This is a genomic window from Pseudomonas sp. stari2 (genome assembly GCF_040760005.1).
In the GTDB taxonomy this organism is placed as follows: Bacteria; Pseudomonadota; Gammaproteobacteria; order Pseudomonadales; family Pseudomonadaceae; genus Aquipseudomonas.
In genome coordinates this window covers 5,283,855-5,302,432 of the sequence record NZ_CP099760.1, presented here as the reverse complement: position 1 = coordinate 5,302,432, position 18,578 = coordinate 5,283,855, and the positions used below count along the sequence as shown (strand labels likewise).

The following is an 18,578-nucleotide window of genomic DNA, read 5'->3' as shown; positions in this document are numbered from 1 at the left end:
CGCACGCCATGACGGCGTGAGTGCAGGCAATCCGAAGCCGCGTGAACAGTGTTCACGCGGCTTTTTTGTTGTCGCTTACAAAGGGCCGGACCATCCGGCCAGTGTCATGCCTCGGTCGTCCAGGGCCTTGAACAAGGCTTCGACGCTGTCAAAGCGTTTCTCATGGACGGTGGGCCAGCCGGGCCGCTCGATGAAGCAGCGTCCTGATTCGAAGCGGATCGACGTACGTGCTATCAGGTTGTCGCGGCCGCGGTGAATCAGCAGGGTTGCGCCGGGTTCATTCTTCAAGGTGTACATTCCCGGACGACTCAGCAACTGTTCGATTTCCAGTTTGGTCTTGGCTTTCCACGGTGTCTGCACTTGCAGGCGCATATCACCTTTGACTTGACCGATAGTCTTGCCCCTCTCGTCCAGGAAGGTCTTGCCGGGATCCGGTTCGAACCCGCGAGACTCGCCATAACCGACATCTTCGATGCGCAGGCCGAGGGCATTTTCCAGCTCACTGACACCGGCGACGCCTTCGAAGGTGTTCGAATGGGAATTGCCCATGAGCGCTACCCATTTGTGTGGCCCATGTGCAGCCTGATCGGCCCCGATGATCGTGTGGGCGTAGAAATTCATCATTTTCTGCCGGGTTGTCGGTTCGAGGCCGCTCATCCCCTCCAGTCGGTAACTGGCCATGCAATCGATGGCCTGAATACGCACGCCATGGCGGTTGGCTTCCTTTACCAAATTGAGGAACGTGTAGCGCCGCAGCGGATCGGTCATGTGTCCACGGTCGAGAGTGTTCAGGTACAACTCGAGGTCCCGTGGCATGACCGAGGTCCTGGCAAAATTGTCCAGTGCTGCCTGATGGAAGTCTGTAAGTAGATGTTCCATGTACAGGGTCTTCACGCCTTTGCGGGCGAGTACCGACATTTGCTCCATGAGCCATTGTTTGCTGCCCGTATCGGCATGGCTTTCACCGATGACCAGTCCATTGAACTCCTCCAGAGACCGGTCAATGAACGATTCGGCGGTCGCTCCGGGATCGATGGGCGCAAGCGTCGGGCGTGGGCCGATGTAGAGTCTGGCGTAGTAATGCGTGGCAGCTTCACGCAGTTGCTTGCGCAAGGACCTGAAAGTGTCGAGAGGCGAGTGGCCATCAAGGCTTGCGAATGCATCGCCCAGTGTTCGTTCGTTACCGCTTCTGGCGGCGGTATTTAAACGACTGCGCAGCGGTTTGGGAATTTCATAAGGCGAATCGATTGACGGTGTGTCAGGTAGCAGGACTTCAGAAAGCGGCGTCGAGCCTGTAGCGGTCACGGGCAACGGTAATTTTCCGGGTGTTGCCGATGGATCGATGCGCACGCGCCTTTGCGTCAGGCCCTCGTCCTCCAGCGCTTGTGTCAATTCATGAACACTGTCGAAGTGGCGCCCACTGACCGAGCTCCATCGTGGGCGAACAATGGAAAATCCTGCGGCGTCCCGCACGATGGGGGTACTCACCAGCGTACCGTCACCACTGCGGTGGAAAAGTGTGGAAGGTTCCTGAAGCATGAACATGCCTCTTCCCGGCAACGCGTCTTCGATCGTTCGGGCTGTGACAACCGGTGGTGGCGCGCTCAATTGCAGACGTAAATCGCTTTTGAGCACATCGATGGGGTTGCCCAGCAGATCTTTTATCTTTTTGCCCGGGTCAGGCGACAGGCCGCCGACCTTGCCCACCGTCACTTCTTCTATGCGCAAAGAGGCGCCACCCTGCAGTTCGCCCAGGCCCACGACTTTGTCGAAGGTGCTGGCACGTCCTTCGTCCACCAGTGCTACCCAGCGATGGTCCCCCCTTGCTGCCTGATCGGTCCGGATCGCGGTGTCGGAAAAATAGTTCATCATTTTCCGGCTGCTGGTTTCTGACGTTTGCTCCATGTGGGGGAAACGGCGACTGGCCATGCAGTCTATGGCCTGGACCCGGATATGGTTTTTCTGTGCGCTTTTCACCAGCTCCGTGTACGAGTGAGGACCGGCAGGGTCGGTACCGAACCGGGTATCGAGGGTCTTGAGATAATCTTCCAGCTCGTGCGGCAACTGGCCTGTCTTGTGGAAAAGCTCGAGATTCGCTTGGTGAAAGTCGGTCAGAAGATGATCCAGATACAGGGTTCTGACCTTCTGTTTGTTCAGCACCTTGAAATTGTCGATCAGTACGCCACGCGCGCCCGTGGCGGCTGTTTCCTGACCGATCACCAGCCCGGAGATTTCCTTGAACAGGCGCTTGCTCATGTCAGCGAACGAAGTTGCGGGTTTGAAGGCGGGTAACGTCGGCCGCGCAGGCGTAGCCGGGACACTGAAGAAATCGATGGCATCGTCGTACAGGCTGCGGCGCAGCGTCTTGAAGTCCTGATAGAGACTGTCGCTGGCATGCAGGCTGTCCAGCGGGAAATCGTCCACGCGGGTCTGCGCCACTGAACGCAGCGTGTCTCTGAAGGATTCAGGAATGTCATACGGCATCAGTTGCTTGCCCACTCTGGGCAGCGGATCGGCGGTGTGCCCCCAAGGCCAGTCGCCAAATATCTTCATCCCACCCTTGAGGCCTGGACGTACAGCAGGTTCCCATTTCAGCGCTTCATTCAGACGAACCGGCACATTGCGGTAAAACGAATACGGATTGGCCGGGTCGATGATGACCCAGCCACCCAGTTGCCCTACATGACGAACCTGATAAAACCCCTGACCGGTAGAGCGGCGCATGTAGATGTAGTGTTTGCCCGACGTGGTTTGAATGATCTGTTCAAATTTCGGGCCGTCAGTTTCGATGCGGGTCCTTTCGTCGATCTCGGTCTTGAACGATTCGAGAAAGTCCTCGGGTGCTTCAGGCAATACCTGTTTCGGTGCGACCTCCACCAGAGAGGGTAGCGGTGTTCGAGCCTGGGCCGCTGCCTCCAGTTTTTCTTCCGGGGTAATGGACAGTTCGGATATCGCTGATTCCTCTGTCTGAGCGAGGAATGTCTCGGACTCGGCAATTTCGGGCAACTTGCTGCCGCCCTTGATGAACATGGCATTGAACAGCGTGTCGATGGCTGTGAAAACCGCCCCTGTCACGCCGGCCTTGCGCGCCTGCGGCGTCTTGCCGTTGACTGCCTGATCGATCTGCAACCCGACGTTGGCGATGCCCGCACCGACCACGGCCAGCGCTACCGGCCAGCCAACGGCCGCCATCGGCCCGAATACGCGGTTGAAGGCGTTGAGGTAACCGATCCACAGCTTTTTGCGCAGATCACCATTGGAATGCAGCATGAATTCCGCATCGCTGATCATGCGGGCGTGGGTGGCGGTCGCCAGAAAACTGAAGATATCGCCACTGAGAGCAGCACCGGTGTGAGCCACCAGCGTGTGATCGTCGCTGTCCCAGGTGCTGACGAGCAGATCCAGCACATGGTTCAACCCGACGTTATCGATATGCGGTGCGCGCCACAGCTCCGAGATGCCTCCCGCCAGCGGCCCGAAAGCCCAGAGCCATCGCCGCTTCGCGACCGCACGCCAGGACGTATCCTCCATGATGTCGTGATCGGCAATCTGAAAATGTGCCATGAAGCGTTTTCGGTCGGAGGGCTTTCTGATCTGCGACAGCACCCACCAGTGCAGCTCACGGGCATTTTGCAAGGCATGTACACCCCAGATCTCCCCCGGTACGTAGAGGATGACACCGCCCTTGCCATCGGTGATGCACAGAATGTCGGTCGCGACGAAACCACCGATTTTCAGCAAACTGACGTGCAATCCATCGGCTGGCGGCGTTTCGTCTTCAAGCATTTTGCGTGTCACGGGCCAACCGACATTTCCGGCGATGGCTTTGACGGCCATGCGGAAGTTGTCGTCCGACAGCCGACCGCCTTCCCGGTCTTCCATGGCCTTGGCCAGAAAGGTGCACTTGGCCAGGGTTCTGAAGGTCTTGCCATGCTTGGTCCAGAACGAATCGACCTTTTTCCGGTAGCGGTCGGCGAAGTTGATCTTCCAGAACTCTTTGAGGACGTCACTGCTATGCAGCTTCACTTCGTTGGTTTCGTTATAGGTGCCGGCGTCCGGGCCGGCGGTATAGAAACCTGCGTCGGAATCAAGCAGGTCGGCGTTGTCCTGGTCGTGAACGCTGAAGCGCTGGATCACCAGTTGCGGCAGGGTCATCGATTCGCGTGGCGTTTCAAACAGGTGTTCCCAGCCGGTGAAGGTTCGCGGGCTGCTTTGGGCTGCGTGGAACCGATGCCAGTAAACCTGTTCGGGTTCCAGGTGAGCGAGGTCATGGCTGGCGAGGATCTCTCTGGCAATCGAGCAGGCCATTTCATACATGTCGGGGCAGGCCTCGACCAGGGCGGGAACCAGTGCCTTGAGGGCGTTTCTGTCGGCGCTGTTGGGCAGTGCCATGTCGCGTGTCGTGTCCACAATCTTTCCTTGAGCGTGGTGGATAAAAAACGACCGCGATGATTTCAGGAGACGCAGGACACGTCTGTCAGACGCAGCGCTGCTGGCCTGTCGTCTGAAGTTAAAAAATGCATCGGAAACAGGCTTCACGCTTGTAGTCTGCGGCCATCCGCCGCGCTGCCCTTACTGTTTCGCAACCGCAGGTGTATCGTATTCGCCTTTTGCGGGCGCCCTGGCCTGCGGCTGATACGTGAGGTAGTTGTGTCCATGTCCTTTACCCGTCGACAAATTCTCGGTGGCCTGGCCGGTCTTGCAGTGGTTGGCGCTGGAGCCGGTGGTGTGACGCGGTACTGGCTGGGCAAGGTGGCCGATGCCAACGCCGGGCATGACTACGAGCTGATCGCAGCACCGCTGGACGTCGAGCTGGTGCCGGGGCACAAGACCGAGGCCTGGGCGTTCGGTCCGTCGGCACCGGGTACCGAATTGCGCGTGCGTCAGGGCGAGTGGCTGCGGGTGCGCTTCATCAACCATCTGCCGGTGGCCACCACCATTCACTGGCACGGCATTCGCCTGCCGCTGGAGATGGACGGCGTGCCGTACGTTTCGCAATTGCCGGTGTTGCCGGGGGAATACTTCGATTACAAATTCCGTGTGCCGGATGCCGGTAGCTACTGGTATCACCCGCACGTCAGCAGCAGCGAAGAACTCGGTCGCGGGCTGGTCGGGCCGTTGATCGTGGAGGAGCGCGAACCGACCGGGTTCAAATACGAAAAGACCCTGAGCCTGAAGAACTGGCACATCGACGACGAGGGCAACTTCGTCGAGTTCAGCATCCCGCGCGAAGCGGCCCGTGGCGGTACGGCGGGGCGGCTGTCGACCATCAACGGCGTGCCTTCACCGATCATCGAGCTGCCAGCCGGACAGATAACCCGGGTGCGCCTGCTCAACCTCGACAACACCCTGACCTATCGCATCAATATTCCCGGCGTCGAAGCGCAGATCTATGCCCTGGACGGCAACCCGGTCGAGCCGCGCCCGTTGGGCAAGGAATACTGGCTCGGCCCGGGCATGCGCATCTGCCTGGCGATCAAGGCGCCGCCGGCCGGTGAGGAACTGTCGCTGCGCAACGGCCCGGTTCGCCTGGGCACCCTGCGTTCGGTGGCCAACAACGATGCGCCGACCGTCTGGCCGAAAGCACTGCCTGCCAACCCCGTCGCCGAACCGGATCTGGCCAATGCCGAGAAACTCAACTTCAATTTCGAATGGGTCGGTTCGGTGTCGGTGAACGTCGACAACGGCAAGCCGCCGAGTCTGTGGCAGATCAACGGCAAGGCCTGGGACATCACCGACAAGACCTGCGCCGATCGGCCGATCGCCAGCCTGAAACTGGGCCAGAGTTATATTTTCGAACTGAAGAACATGACCCAGTATCAGCACCCGATCCACCTGCACGGCATGAGCTTCAAGGTGATTGCGTCGAATCGGCACAAGATCGTGCCGTACTTCACCGACACTTATCTGCTGGGCAAGAACGAACGCGCGCAAGTGGCGCTGGTGGCGGATAACCCGGGGGTGTGGATGTTCCACTGCCACGTGATCGATCACATGGAAACCGGCCTGATGGCCGCCATCGAGGTGAAGTGATGCGCCAGATTCGCCCCGCGGCGATCATCGACCGCAGCCGTGATCGTGACTTCATGCGCGAGGCGCTGGAATTGGCGGCCCAAGGCGCGGCCCTCGGCGAAGTGCCGGTGGGCGCGGTGCTGGTGCAGGAGGGGGAAATCATCGGCCGTGGATTCAACTGCCCGATCAGTACCAGCGACCCCAGCGCACATGCAGAAATGGTCGCGATCCGCGCCGCCGCGCAAGCAGTGGACAACTATCGTCTGCCGGGCAGCACGCTGTACGTGACGCTGGAGCCGTGCAGCATGTGCGCCGGGCTGATCGTGCATTCGCGGGTTGCTCGCGTGGTGTACGGCGCACTGGAGCCCAAGGCCGGGATTGTGCAGAGTCAGGGGCAGTTCTTCACCCAGGGCTTTCTCAACCATCGAGTGCTGTATGAAGGTGGGGTGCTGGCGGAGGAGTGCGGGGCAGTGTTGACCGAGTTCTTCCGGGCACGGCGCGCAAAACCGGCAGAATGAAAAAACCTGTGGGAGCGAGCTTGCGCGCTCCCACAGTTTTTTTGTGTTCGGAAGATTTACTTCTTCGCGACAATCACCGCCCGCATCGGCGCCGGCAGCCCTTCGATCGTCTTGCTGTGATCTTGCGGATCGAGGAAGTCACTCAGCGACTGATACTTCATCCACTCGGTTCCGCGCTGTTCATCGACCGTTGTCATGCTGACATCCACGCAACGAATGTCGGTGAACCCCGCACGCCGCAGCCACAACTCCAGCGCCGGCACCGACGGCAAAAACCATACATTACGCATCTGTGCATAACGGTCTTCCGGCACCAGCACCTGATGCTTGTCGCCTTCGACCACCAGCGTCTCCAGTACCAGCTCGCCACCCTTCACCAGGCAATCCTTGAGCGCCAGCAAATGCTCGATCGGGGAGCGACGGTGATAGAACACACCCATCGAGAACACGGTATCGAAGCCTTCCAGATTCGGCGGCAGGTCTTCGAACGGGAACGGCAGGTGCCAGACATTCGGCTCTGACAGATAACGCTGCACCGCCTGGAACTGGCAGAAAAACAGCCAGTTCGGATCGACGCCGATCACGCTGTCGGCGCCGGCACCGAGCATGCGCCACATGTAGTAGCCGTTACCGCACCCGACGTCGAGGATGCGTTTGCCCTTCAGATCCAGGTGCGGAGAAACCCGCGACCACTTCCAGTCCGAGCGCCACTCGGTGTCGACGTGCACGCCGAACAGGTCGAACGGCCCCTTGCGCCAAGGCGATAAACCCATCAGCGCGGTGCGCATCTGTACGCGGGTTTCGGCGTCGCAATCGGTGTCGAGTTTCAGGCCGTCGAGCAGGTCGACTTCGGTCGGCTGGATCTTCGGCAAGGCGTCCAGCGCACTTTGCCAGCGCTCCAGATCGCCGTGGCCTTTCTCCATTTTCTTGTCGAGTTGCGCTTGCAGGGTGTTGGCCCATTCGGCCAGCGGCGTGCCGGCCAGACGGCGGGCGAGGGGGGACAGATCAATCATGGCAAGGCAATCAACGAGGCAAAGTTAAGACACTGGAACCACGGCACGACTTTCGAGAACCCGGCGGTCAGCAGGCGCTCGCGGTGTTCTTCGAGGCTGTCGGGCTTCATGACGTTTTCGATGGCACTGCGCTTCTGGGCGATTTCCAGTTCGCTGTAGCCGTTGGCGCGTTTGAACGCGACGTGCAGATCGGTCAGCAGCGCGTGTTCTTCGGCATCGCTGAAGCGCAACTTCTCCGACAGAATCAGCGCGCCACCCGGCAGCAACGATTGGCGAATGCGCGACAGCAACGCCGTGCGCTGATCCGGGGCAATGAATTGCAGAGTGAAGTTCAGCGCCACCACCGAGGCCGGTTTGAAAACGAGGGCGAGGATGTCGCCTTCGATCACTTCGACCGGCAGCAACTCCTGGAACATCGAGTCTTGACCGTTGAGGTACTCGCGGCAGCGCTCGACCATCGCGGCCGAGTTATCCACCGCGATCACCCGGCAACCGTCGGTGCGCACATGACGGCGCAGGGCCTGAGTCACGGCACCCAGCGAGGCGCCGAGATCGTAGAGCACGCTGTTCGGCTGCGCGAACTGCGCCGCGAGCACGCCGAGGTTCTCGACGATGGTCGGATAACCCGGCACCGAACGCTTGATCATGTCCGGGAACACCCGCACCACGTCTTCGTTGAAGGCGAAGTCAGGCACCTGGGCCATCGGCTGGGCGAAAATGCGATCGGGTTCTTTGCTCACGGCGGTTCCGGCGGTGTCGATGAAAAGGCCGGCATTTTAGCCAAACTGGCGCGCAGATGCGCGGGTTGTCTGATAAACCGCTTTGCAGCCAGTGATCGTTCCCACGCAGACAGTTCGACGCCTTGACGCGGGAACGATCAAAGATCTTTTAAAGGTCGGGACGTTTGGTTTGGGAAAATGCCGAGGCGGCAATGCCCCATTGCCCCAGCCAGTAACTGAGGATGATGACGTACGGCGCAGCGTGGAACGGTGCGACAAAACGATCGATGCCGATCACGCTGTCGGAGAACACGAACGCCACCGCGCCGCCGGCCGCGAGCAACGCCGAACGTTGCGGTACGCCGCTGCCGAGTCGGGCGAGAGCGCGCCAGAGCATGGCGCTGATGGCGGTGCCGTAGACGATCACCGGCACGGTCAACGGTCCGAGTCCGCTGCTGATCAATATGCCCAACAGCACGGCGCCAACGCCAAGGGCAAGCACCAGCGGCAACAGAGCCAGACGCCGGCAATCGCTGAGGTAAGCCTTGAGATACGCCAGATGCGCGACCAGAAACGCACCCAGGCCAAACACGAACAAATCTCCCGGCCATGCCAGCAGCACATCGCCGAGCAACGAGAAAATCAGACCGAGGCTGATCCAGCGGCGATAGTCGCTCGGCGGCGCATCGTGCAGCCAGCCCAGCAACGCCAGCACCGGCAACGGTTTGACCAGCAGGCAAAGCAGCGCCGCATGGGTGCTGACGCCATAGAGAAAGGTCGCTGCGCCCATCAGCGCGAGGATCAGCCAGCCCACGATCAGTTCACCGAGATCGCGCAGTCAAAGGTTTCCACCGGCTCGACTTCAGGCTCCCAGGGTTGTTGCGAGGTCAGGCGCAGGCGTCCTGTGCCGGTGGCGAAAGCCTGGAAGCGCCAGGTGGAGAAACCGCCCGCGCCGACCATGCCGGAATCTTTCGGGCTGCTGTAGACCTCGGGGCTGAGGGCGCGCAATACGCCGCCGGCAGAATCCTGGATGGCCCAGCGGTAGCCGGTGGTGGGGTTGCTCGGGAGCATGACGATCAGGTTTTGCCCGTTGGTCAGCCGCACCGGGCATTCGCTCTGTTTTTCCACGGTCACGTTGGTTTTCGGTTGCGTGGCGCAGGCGGCCAGCAGGGCGAGGGACAGGGGGACAAACAGGCGAAGGGGGGACATGGATTCAGTGGCTCCGGTGTTGGCGACGAACGGCGAGCATAACTGAAGATAAGACAAAGTGTGACCGCGCCAGGCTTGGCGTGATCGTTCCCACGTCGAGGCGTCGAACCGTCCGCGTGGGAATGCCGCCCGGGACGCTCTGCGTCCCTTCGCAAGCGTGACGCGGAGCATCACAGGATGCATTCCCACGCGGAGCGTGGGAACGATCATCAGGGGAGGGTTAGAAAAGCACCTTCGCCACATCCGAAAACTTCTTGGCGAAATGCACCGTAATGCCTTCCTTCAGGTAATCCGGCAGTTCCTCAAAGTTGCCCCGATTCGGCTCCGGCAAAATCAACTCGAAAATCTTCTGCCGCCGCGCCGCAATCACCTTCTCGCGCACCCCGCCAATCGGCAGTACATGCCCGGTCAGCGTCAGTTCACCGGTCATCGCCACGCCTTTTTTCGGCGGCTGATTGCGGGCGAGCGAGAGCAGGGCGCTGGCCATGGTCACGCCGGCGCTCGGGCCGTCTTTCGGTGTCGCACCTTCCGGCACATGCAGGTGGACGAAAGCTTCGTCGAAGAATTTCGGGTCACCACCAAAGGATTTGAGGTGCGAACTGACGTAGCTGTAGGCGATCTCCGCCGACTCCTTCATCACATCGCCCAGTTGCCCGGTGAGCTTGAAGCCACGATTCAGGGTATGAATCCGCGTGGCCTCGATCGGCAAGGTCGCGCCGCCCATGCTGGTCCACGCCAGGCCAGTGATCACGCCGGTGCCGGACAGCACCTGCTCGTTGCGGAACACCGGATGGCCGAGGGACGCTTCGAGGTCTTTCGGCCCTAGCTTGATCACCGCTTTCGGGTCGTCGATCAGCTTCATCACCGCTTTGCGCACCAGTTTGCCCATCTGTTTTTCCAGCTGGCGCACGCCGGCTTCACGGGCGTAGCCGTCGATCAGGGCTTTGAGGGCGCTGTCGCTGATGCTCAGGCTGCCCTTGGACACGCCGGCCTTTTCCAGCAGTTTCGGCCACAGGTGACGCTTGGCGATGGCGACTTTTTCTTCGGTGATGTAGCCCGACAGGCGAATCACTTCCATCCGGTCCAGCAATGGGCCGGGGATCGAATCCAGGGTGTTGGCGGTGCAGACGAACAGGACTTTCGACAGGTCCATTCGCAGGTCCAGATAGTGGTCGAGGAATTCGACGTTCTGTTCCGGGTCGAGGGTTTCGAGCAGCGCCGAGGCCGGGTCGCCCTGGTAGCTCTGGCCCATCTTGTCGATCTCGTCGAGCATGATCACCGGGTTCATCACTTCGACGTCTTTCAACGCCTGCACGAGTTTGCCCGGTTGCGCACCGATGTAGGTGCGGCGGTGGCCCTTGATTTCGGCTTCGTCGCGCATGCCACCGAGGCTGAAGCGGTAGAACGGCCGGCCGAGGGATTCGGCGATGGATTTGCCGACGCTGGTTTTACCCACGCCCGGCGGGCCGACCAGCAGTACGATGGAACCGCTGATTTCGCCTTTGTAGGCACCGACCGCGAGGAACTCCAGGATCCGGTCCTTGATGTCATCGAGGCCAGCGTGGTGTTTGTCGAGCACCTTGCGCGCGTGCTTGAGGTCGAGCTTGTCCTCGCCATACACGCCCCATGGCACTGAGGTCGCCCAGTCGAGGTAGTTGCGGGTGACGGCGTACTCCGGCGATCCGGTCTCGAGGATCGACAGCTTGTTCATCTCTTCTTCGAGGCGCTTCTGCACCTGCGTCGGCAGGACCTTGCCTTCCAGACGCTGCTCGAACTGTTCGAGGTCGGCGCTGCGGTCGTCCTTGGTCAGGCCCAGCTCCTGCTGGATGACCTTGAGCTGCTCCTTGAGGAAGAACTCGCGCTGATGCTCGCCGATCTTGCGGTTCACTTCGGCGGAGATCTCTTTTTGCAGGCGCGCGACTTCGACTTCCTTGCGCAGCATCGGCAGGACTTTTTCCATGCGCTTGAGCATCGGCACGCAGTCGAGCACTTCCTGCAGCTCGGGGCCGGTGGCGGAGGTCAGGGCGGCGGCGAAGTCGGTCAGCGGCGACGGATCGTTGGGGCTGAAGCGGTTGAGGTAGTTCTTCAGCTCTTCGCTGTACAGCGGGTTGAGCGGCAGCAGTTCCTTGATCGCGTTGATCAGCGCCATGCCGTAGGCCTTGACCTCGTCGGTCGGCTCGGTGGGCTGGTGCGGGTATTCGACTTCAACCAGATACGGTGGGCGGTGGTGTTTGAGCCAGGTCTTGATGCGCACGCGGCTCAGGCCTTGGGCGACGAATTGCAGTTTGCCGTTTTCGCGGCTGGCGTGGTGCACCTTGACCAGGGTGCCGTATTGCGGCAATGCCTTGGTGTCGAAGTGGCGCGGGTCTTCCTGGGGCGTGTCCATGAAGAACAGGGCCAGGGAGTGGTGCTCGGATTTGCTGACCAGTTCGAGGGTTTCGGCCCAGGGTTCTTCGTTGACGATGACCGGCAGCACTTGGGCCGGGAAGAACGGGCGGTTGTGGATCGGGATGATGTAGACCTTGTCCGGCAGGTTCTGGCCGGGCAGGGCGAGGCCTTTGCCGGGGACGTGGTGTTCGATGTGTTCGGCGTCGGCTTCGGTGATGTCGTCGGGGTTCTCGGGGAATTCTTGCTGGTCGCTCATGGGGCACCTGCGCAATGGGGTATGGCTGTTAGATGGGGCAGGGTTTGGGTGGTTTCAATGGGGGTGGGTGTTTCTGCTTGTGTGTTCAGGGTTTTGACAGGGTTTTGGGGTTGGGCTTGGCGGCCTTTGGGCCGGCCATGCTCTTGGGTTTTGGGTGAATATCCGTTTCTGCGGGGGTTGCCGCTGGCGGTTTCGCCCTTACGGCGAGGCACTTTTTTCAAACGCCAAAAAAGTACCCAAAAAGGCTCGTCCCGGCGTTCGGCCCTCGCAGGCTCGGGTTCCTTCGCTCCGGCGTCCCTCCGGGGGCATCGACTTCGTCGATGAGTTCGGCTTCGCCAAACGGCGCTGCGCGCCAATCCCCGGATGAACACCTCCACTCAGCCTTCCGAAGGGACGGTGGATCAAGATCAAGAGCTTTATCGAGCTAACGCTCATCCTGTTTTTTGGGGAGCCATGCGCGGGTTGGTCGACCGGGGAATGGAACCTGGCAGGGCGTAGGCCCTCCCGCGCATGGCTGTAACTTGATCGTTCCCACGCTCTGCGTGGGAATGCAGCCCGGGACGCTCTGCGTCCCAATCGATCTGCCAGCGAATGCAGTCTGTGGCTGGCAGTCGATTTCGTCAGGGCGGCTTAGCTGGGTGTCGGGTAACGCTGTACTTCGACGTTATCCAGTACTCGGTTCACCGCCAGTTCCGCCAGCATGATCACTTGCTGAATCCCCAGGATCCGATGCCGCTGCGGCGTATCGACAAAAGCCGCTACATCACTGGCCATGACACTGGCTGTGGCCAAAGACTCACAGGCATGGGCCAACAGCGTTTCGTCGTCCATGTCCGGGGAGATCTGAAACATCTGGCTCGGTCGGCGGCCGGGGCATTTTTTCGGGATGGGGTTGAAGTGGTGGTCGAGCGCGCGTTCGGCGGCGTCGTGGAGTTTCTTTGAATCGGCGGATTCGTAGGGCGAGGTGTCGTTTGATTCGGGGGGATTGGGTGTTGGTTTTTTCATGGTGAATACTCAGTTGGTGAAATTGGAGCTGCCTTCGAATGCCGCGACGCAATCTGAGGTGGCAGCTGTACGCGGGTTCGCGGACCGATAACTGAGGAATCGGCATACCTCCAAGGAAGGTATCCCGCGCACAGCCGCCATGAAACAAACAACAGGCACCGAGGTGCCGTGAGGTTGGCGATTATGCATCAGTTATCGGGCCGCGACGCCCGTTCGCTGAATTTGCAGCGACCCCCAAAGCCTATCCACCCCATTTCCGAGCCACAACCGACGCGACATGTCAGAAACATCCCCTGCAAATCCCCCGTCTGTAGGACATAAACACCTCGTTTAAAAAAACGCAGCCCACAAAAAAAGGCGACACCCCTCACAGGGCATCGCCTTTCTCTTTACCGCCGCTAAAACTTATTCCGGCAGTTTGTAAGCAATCACATAGTCACCCATCTTGGTGCCCAGCGAGCCGTGGCCACCGACAACGAGCAGGACGTATTGCTTGCCGTCCTTGCCGGTGTAGGTCATCGGGGTCGCCTGGCCGCCAGCAGGCAGACGGGATTTCCACAGCTCTTTACCGGTGTTTACGTCGTAAGCACGCAGGTACTGGTCGAGGGTGCCGCTGAGGAAGCCGACGCCGCCGGCAGTGACGATCGAGCCGCCCATGCTTGGCACGCCCAGGGTGAAGCCGATCGGGATTGGCGAGCTGTCGCGGCTGGTACCGTTTTTGCGTTTCCAGACGACTTTGCCGGTGGTCAGGTCGATACCGGCGACATAGCCCCAGGCCGGGGCCTGGCACGGTACGCCCAGTGGCGACATGAACGGATGCATGATCACCGCGTATGGCGCGCCGGTGTTCGGTTGCACGCCAGCGGTTTCGCTCTCGCGCTTGCTGCCGGCGGCGACTTTTTCGCGCGGCACCATTTTCGAGACGAAGGCCATGTAGTTCGGGCTGGTGAACAGCATCTGGCGAACCGGGTCGACCGATACGCCGCCCCAGTTGAACACGCCGACGTTACCCGGATAAATCAGGCTGCCCTGTTCCGACGGAGGCGTGTACTGGCCTTCGTAGCGCAGTTCCTTGAACTGGATGCGGCACAGCATCTGGTCGAACGGGCTGGCGCCCCACATGGCTTTTTCGGTCAGTTCCGGGGCCAGCAGGTTCAGGTCCGAACGGGCCTGGGTCGGTGCGGTGTGGTCGCCTTTCACGGCGCCTTGCGGAACCGGGATTTCCTTGATCGGGATGATCGGCGTGCCGTCGCGACGGTCGAGGACGTACAGGCTGCCTTGTTTGGTCGGGGCGATCAGTGCAGGTTTGATGCCGTCGGCGGTTTTCATGTCCAGCAGGGTTGGCTGGCTGCCGACGTCCATGTCCCACAGGTCGTGGTGGGTGAACTGGTAGTTCCAGCGCACTTTACCGGTGCTCAGGTCCAGGGCGACAACACCGGCGCTGAACTTCTCGGCGCCCGGAGTGCGGTCGGCGCCCCACTGGTCCGGAGTCTGGTTGCCCAGTGGCAGGTAAACCATGTTGAGTTTTTCATCAACACTGGCCAGCGACCACATGTTGGCCGAGTTGCGGCTGTAGGTCTGGCCCGGGGCCAATGGCTCGGTGGCGTCCGGGTTGTTGCTGTCCCAGTTCCATACCAGATGACCGTCACGCACGTCGTAGGCGCGGATCACGCCGGAAGGTTCGTTGGTCGACTCGTTGTCGGTTACGTGACCACCCATGATCACCAGATCGCGAGTGATTGCGGCTGGCGAGGTGGAGTAGTAGCCACCCGGGGTGAATGGGCCGATGCCCTGGGTCAGGTCAACCACGCCTTTGTTGCCGAAGCCTTCGCAGATTTTGCCGGTGTCGGCGTTCAGTGCGATCAGGCGTGCATCGGCGGTCGGCAGGTACAGGCGACGCGGGCATGCCTGAGCGACGGCTTTGCCGGCTTCGGAGATGACGACGGAGGCTGCGTTTTCAGACTTGGCGTAAGCCGCTTCGTCGTAGTACGACACGCCACGGCAGGTCATGTGGGCGAAGCCCTTGAAGCCGACCGGGCTCTTGATTTGCGGGTCGAAGCGCCACAGTTCCTTGCCGGTGTCCGGGTCCAGCGCCAGTACTTTGCTGTGAGCGGTGCAGGCATAGAGCATGCCGTTGGCTTTCAGCGGGGTGTTTTCGTTGGTCAGCTCGACCGGGTCATCGGCAGTCGGCAGGTCGCCGGTCTGGATGCGCCAGGCTTCTTGCAGTTTGTCGACGTTGGCCGGGGTGATCTGCTTCAGTGGCGAGTAGCGGTCACCGAACTCGGTGCGGCCGTAGGCCTGCCAGTCGCCATCGGGCATGGCTGGCGCGGTGCTGGTGGTGTCGGCGGTGTCGCGACCCAGTTCGCCAAAGGTTTCGCCCGGGTGGGTGAACAGGCTGGCCAGGGCGGTGACGCCGGCCAGAATCACGGCCACGGTCAGGCCGCCGGTGCCCATCGGAGCAGGACCGTTGAGCAGCAGCGGACGACGGAACCACGGCAGCAGCATCACGAAGCCGAGGACAAACCACAGCGCCAGACGCGGCACCAGTTGCCACCAGTCCAGGCCGACTTCCCACAGCGCCCAGACGGTGCTGGCGAACAGCACGATGGCGTACAGGCCCAGTGCTGCGCGACGACGCATCAGTAGCAGAATGCCGGTCAGCGTGATGCCGATACCGGCCAGCAGGTAGTACAGCGAGCCGCCGAGCGTGCTCAGCTTGATTCCCCCGGCCAGCATGGCCAGGCCCATCAGTAGAAGCAGAATGCCGAGCAGGCTCGGTAGCAGACGGCCTCGACTCGAAGCACTTTCGGTGCTCATAGTGTGGTTCTCCGTGACGTTTCAAGTAGTCCCGCGCTGTAGTCACTTTAGATGACGATTGGGCGCAGGCATGGTTCATTGCAAAATTGGAATCAGAACGACGACTGGATCTTGATCCCGCCAATCAGCGCGTCATCGACCTTGTCCACACCGCCCGGATGGCGGATGTATTGCAGGTTCGGGCGCACCGTCAGCCAATTGGTGACGTGCACGCCGTAATAGAGTTCGGCGCTGTATTCGGTGTCCTGCGGCGGCAGGTAGGACGGGTCGTCGTAGTCGTAGACGGCGTGGGCCTGGTTGGTCGCTTCGGCGTTCTTGCGGTAGGCCGGATTGACGTGAACGCGGGCCAGGGCGAAACCGATGTCGTCTTTTGCGCGGGCGTCGAACAGGCCTTTGTAGACCACGCCGGCCTGGACGTAGTTGTCGATAGCGTTGGTCTTCTTGTCGTGCATCGTGCCGTTGGCGAACACGCTCAAACCACGAGAGTTGTCGCTGGCGACGCTGGTGATCTGCTGCTGTACACCGAGCCACACGCCGTGTTTGCTCGACGCGCTGCGATAGGCTTCGCCGCTCAGGGCGGCCGGCTGGCCGTTGCTGTCTTTATAGGCGTCGGTGGCCTTGGCGTTGCTGTAGTAGTAGCCGGCGCGGTATTCGCCCGGCAGGCCGTTGAGCTTCGGCGTCCACACAAGTTCGATCGGCAGGATCGCGCCCTGGGTGCCGCTGCCACTGAGTTTGAAACCGTTGCCGCGATCAAGGTTCGACGGGTTCTGCTCATAGGCGCCGACTTGCGCGTACAACTCTGGCGTCAGGTGATATTTAACGCGCAGCGCCCATTGGCTGACCGGCCAGTTGTACCAGATGCCGCCGACCCAGTTGCCGACCTGCGAGCCGCAGAACGCCAGGTTCTGGAAGTCGCACGGGAAAGTGTTGAAATCTTCACCTTCACCGAAGCGGCCGACCTTGATGTCGAGCTTCTGGTCGAAGAATTTCTGCTGATACCACATCTGCGTCAGGCGGGTGGTCTGGCCACGGCCCCAGACTTCCTGGGCCGAAGTGAAACCACCGACGCGCGGGTCGTTGATGCGGTCGTTGCTGATGTTGTTGCCGTTGCGCTTGGTCACGGTCAGCTGAAATTCGGCGTCGTTCCAGCCCAGCAGTTTTTGCAGGTCCAGATGAGTGCCGAGGCCCCATTGATCGCTGTAGCGTGCAGTGCGGTCGTGGTCGTAGCCGCCGTGCAGGTTGCTGCCCATTTCGCCGGTGTAATCGAGCTTGAAGTCGATGCCTTTCGCCGAAAGTTCGCTGCGGGTGCCGTTCCAGTCACCGAGCATATACGGTGATTCACTGTCGAAGGCCGGAGTGGCCTGGGTGCAGGTGGCGAGGCCAAGGGCGGTGCAGCCGCCGATCAGGCGCAAGGCTGAGATAGCGCTGTCTCGGGAAAACGGAAAATCGGGCATGAAATGGTCTTTCTTGATCTTTTTTGGGGATGAGCCGACCGCTACGATTTGACGCAGGCAGTGAAGCGATTCAGCAGAAGGGCGGCAGGATAATGTCCTGTTACAAAAACACAAAGTGCTTTTGCAGACATGAACCCTTTCGGATTCGGTAACAGTGCGTCAATCGATCACATTGCCGGTGTCGACCGAGCCTGCGATCTTGCGCGGTTCACCTACATTTGAAGGAAGGCCTTCCACCGGCTCAGCCCCTCGGCTAAGGTGCGCGGCTTCTGCATTTTCACTTCGCCCAAAGGCCCGGCATGAACGACCACAACCCCGATCCGCTGCACGGCGTGACCCTCGAACAGATCCTCAATGCACTGGTGACCCACTACGAATGGTCGGGCCTGGCCGAGCGCATCGACATCCGTTGCTTCAAGAGCGATCCAACCATCAAGTCGAGCCTGACCTTTTTGCGCAAGACGCCGTGGGCGCGGGAAAAGGTTGAGCGTCTGTACGTGAAGCTGATGCGCACCAAGCGACCGCTCTGAGATGAACGCCGTATGGCGGCGACGCCTGATCACTTCAGCCGCGGTGCTGGGCTGGGCCGGACTGGGGATTCAGCTGTACCTGATTTTCTTTGCGCGCCTGAGCGTCGGCGCCAGTCTGCTGGGCGGGCTGGTGAGTTTCTTCAGTTACTTCACCGTGATCACCAACACCCTGGTGGCGGTGGTGCTGACCTGCGCGGTGACCGATCGCGAATCCGCTGCGCGCCAGTGGTTTCTGCAACCCTGGGTCAGCAGCGGGATTGCCGTCAGCATTGCGGTGGTGGGCCTGGCCTACAGCATTCTGCTGAGACATTTGTGGCATCCGCAGGGCTGGCAGTTTATCGCTGACGAATTGCTGCACGACGTGATGCCGTTGCTGTTTCTGGTTTATTGGTGGTTGTGTGTGCCGAAGGGCACCCTGCGTCTGAAGCATCTGCCGCTGTGGCTGATCTATCCGCTGGCCTACTTCGCCTATGCGCTGTTTCGCGGGCATTTGCTGGGGGCTTACGCCTATCCGTTCATTGACGTGGCGCTGCTGGGCTATCCACAGGTGTTCATCAATGCCGGGGGGATTCTGCTGGGGTTTGTGCTGATTGCGTTGCTGGTGATCGGGATTGATCGCTGGAAGCGGCGGCGCCTTTAGCAGCGCCGCCGCTCGTA

Annotated in this window: 13 protein-coding genes; 4 read left to right on the top strand and 9 right to left on the bottom strand. The window is 60.7% G+C overall.

Annotated elements, in window-relative coordinates; all coding sequences use genetic code 11:
- Nucleotides 1-75 precede the first annotated feature (75 nt).
- Nucleotides 76-4,410 carry a membrane-targeted effector domain-containing toxin gene (locus NH234_RS24215; RefSeq protein ID WP_367254494.1) on the bottom strand — a complete coding sequence of 1,445 codons (4,335 nt, stop codon included), beginning with the start codon at nucleotides 4,408-4,410 and terminating at the stop codon, nucleotides 76-78.
- A gap of 246 nt (nucleotides 4,411-4,656) precedes the next feature.
- On the opposite strand from NH234_RS24215, the gene NH234_RS24210 reads away from it, so the two are divergent.
- On the top strand, nucleotides 4,657-6,033 hold the full coding sequence (locus tag NH234_RS24210) for a multicopper oxidase family protein (RefSeq protein ID WP_085734113.1): 1,377 nt from the start codon (nucleotides 4,657-4,659) through the stop codon (nucleotides 6,031-6,033).
- Nucleotides 6,033-6,530, top strand: coding sequence for a tRNA adenosine(34) deaminase TadA (gene tadA, locus NH234_RS24205; RefSeq protein ID WP_367254493.1), 498 nt, complete (start codon nucleotides 6,033-6,035; stop codon nucleotides 6,528-6,530). Before NH234_RS24210 ends, tadA begins: the two co-directional genes overlap by 1 nt.
- A gap of 56 nt (nucleotides 6,531-6,586) precedes the next feature.
- Here the strand turns inward: tadA and cmoB are convergent, their stop codons facing one another.
- From cmoB to NH234_RS24165, 8 genes are all read right to left on the bottom strand, one after another.
- Nucleotides 6,587-7,543 carry a tRNA 5-methoxyuridine(34)/uridine 5-oxyacetic acid(34) synthase CmoB gene (gene cmoB, locus NH234_RS24200; protein ID WP_367254492.1) on the bottom strand — a complete coding sequence of 319 codons (957 nt, stop codon included), beginning with the start codon at nucleotides 7,541-7,543 and terminating at the stop codon, nucleotides 6,587-6,589.
- Nucleotides 7,540-8,247, bottom strand: a complete 708-nt coding sequence (gene cmoA / locus NH234_RS24195; protein ID WP_305881741.1) for a carboxy-S-adenosyl-L-methionine synthase CmoA — start codon at nucleotides 8,245-8,247, stop codon at nucleotides 7,540-7,542. Before cmoA ends, cmoB begins: the two co-directional genes overlap by 4 nt.
- A 184-nt stretch (nucleotides 8,248-8,431) precedes the next feature.
- Nucleotides 8,432-9,076: a lysoplasmalogenase gene (locus NH234_RS24190; RefSeq protein WP_170929649.1), complete on the bottom strand. Its 645-nt coding sequence runs from the start codon at nucleotides 9,074-9,076 to the stop codon at nucleotides 8,432-8,434.
- 2 nt (nucleotides 9,077-9,078) lie between these two features.
- Complete coding sequence (locus tag NH234_RS24185; protein WP_085734118.1) at nucleotides 9,079-9,471, bottom strand: protease inhibitor I42 family protein; 393 nt, start codon at nucleotides 9,469-9,471, stop codon at nucleotides 9,079-9,081.
- Between the two features lie 220 nt (nucleotides 9,472-9,691).
- Nucleotides 9,692-12,115 carry an endopeptidase La gene (gene lon, locus NH234_RS24180; RefSeq protein ID WP_085734119.1) on the bottom strand — a complete coding sequence of 808 codons (2,424 nt, stop codon included), beginning with the start codon at nucleotides 12,113-12,115 and terminating at the stop codon, nucleotides 9,692-9,694.
- 630 nt (nucleotides 12,116-12,745) lie between these two features.
- Nucleotides 12,746-13,120, bottom strand: a complete 375-nt coding sequence (locus NH234_RS24175) for a DUF6124 family protein (RefSeq protein WP_262158763.1) — start codon at nucleotides 13,118-13,120, stop codon at nucleotides 12,746-12,748.
- A 405-nt stretch (nucleotides 13,121-13,525) separates the two neighbouring features.
- Nucleotides 13,526-15,937 carry a glucose/quinate/shikimate family membrane-bound PQQ-dependent dehydrogenase gene (locus tag NH234_RS24170; protein WP_367254491.1) on the bottom strand — a complete coding sequence of 804 codons (2,412 nt, stop codon included), beginning with the start codon at nucleotides 15,935-15,937 and terminating at the stop codon, nucleotides 13,526-13,528.
- A 92-nt stretch (nucleotides 15,938-16,029) separates the two neighbouring features.
- The gene (locus NH234_RS24165) at nucleotides 16,030-17,391 is read right to left on the bottom strand and encodes a carbohydrate porin (RefSeq protein ID WP_367254490.1); all 1,362 of its coding nucleotides are present in this window, start codon (nucleotides 17,389-17,391) and stop codon (nucleotides 16,030-16,032) included.
- 299 nt (nucleotides 17,392-17,690) lie between these two features.
- Between NH234_RS24165 and NH234_RS24160 the strand changes: the two genes are divergently transcribed.
- Entirely contained in the window at nucleotides 17,691-17,921 is a 231-nt protein-coding gene (locus tag NH234_RS24160; RefSeq protein WP_007956650.1) for a VF530 family DNA-binding protein, read from the top strand.
- A gap of 1 nt (nucleotide 17,922) precedes the next feature.
- On the top strand, nucleotides 17,923-18,561 hold the full coding sequence (locus tag NH234_RS24155) for a Pr6Pr family membrane protein (protein WP_085730125.1): 639 nt from the start codon (nucleotides 17,923-17,925) through the stop codon (nucleotides 18,559-18,561).
- The last annotated feature ends 17 nt before the right edge of the window (nucleotides 18,562-18,578 follow it).

Coding starts and splice junctions, on each gene's coding strand:
- NH234_RS24210 (WP_085734113.1), top strand. CDS start 4,657: ATGTCCTTTACCCGTCGACAAATTCTCGGTGGCCTGGCCGGTCTTGCA.
- lon (WP_085734119.1), bottom strand. CDS start 12,115: ATGAGCGACCAGCAAGAATTCCCCGAGAACCCCGACGACATCACCGAA.
- cmoB (WP_367254492.1), bottom strand. CDS start 7,543: ATGATTGATCTGTCCCCCCTCGCCCGCCGTCTGGCCGGCACGCCGCTG.
- NH234_RS24155 (WP_085730125.1), top strand. CDS start 17,923: ATGAACGCCGTATGGCGGCGACGCCTGATCACTTCAGCCGCGGTGCTG.
- tadA (WP_367254493.1), top strand. CDS start 6,033: ATGCGCCAGATTCGCCCCGCGGCGATCATCGACCGCAGCCGTGATCGT.
- NH234_RS24170 (WP_367254491.1), bottom strand. CDS start 15,937: ATGAGCACCGAAAGTGCTTCGAGTCGAGGCCGTCTGCTACCGAGCCTG.
- NH234_RS24165 (WP_367254490.1), bottom strand. CDS start 17,391: ATGCCCGATTTTCCGTTTTCCCGAGACAGCGCTATCTCAGCCTTGCGC.
- NH234_RS24185 (WP_085734118.1), bottom strand. CDS start 9,471: ATGTCCCCCCTTCGCCTGTTTGTCCCCCTGTCCCTCGCCCTGCTGGCC.
- NH234_RS24175 (WP_262158763.1), bottom strand. CDS start 13,120: ATGAAAAAACCAACACCCAATCCCCCCGAATCAAACGACACCTCGCCC.
- NH234_RS24160 (WP_007956650.1), top strand. CDS start 17,691: ATGAACGACCACAACCCCGATCCGCTGCACGGCGTGACCCTCGAACAG.
- cmoA (WP_305881741.1), bottom strand. CDS start 8,247: ATGGCCCAGGTGCCTGACTTCGCCTTCAACGAAGACGTGGTGCGGGTG.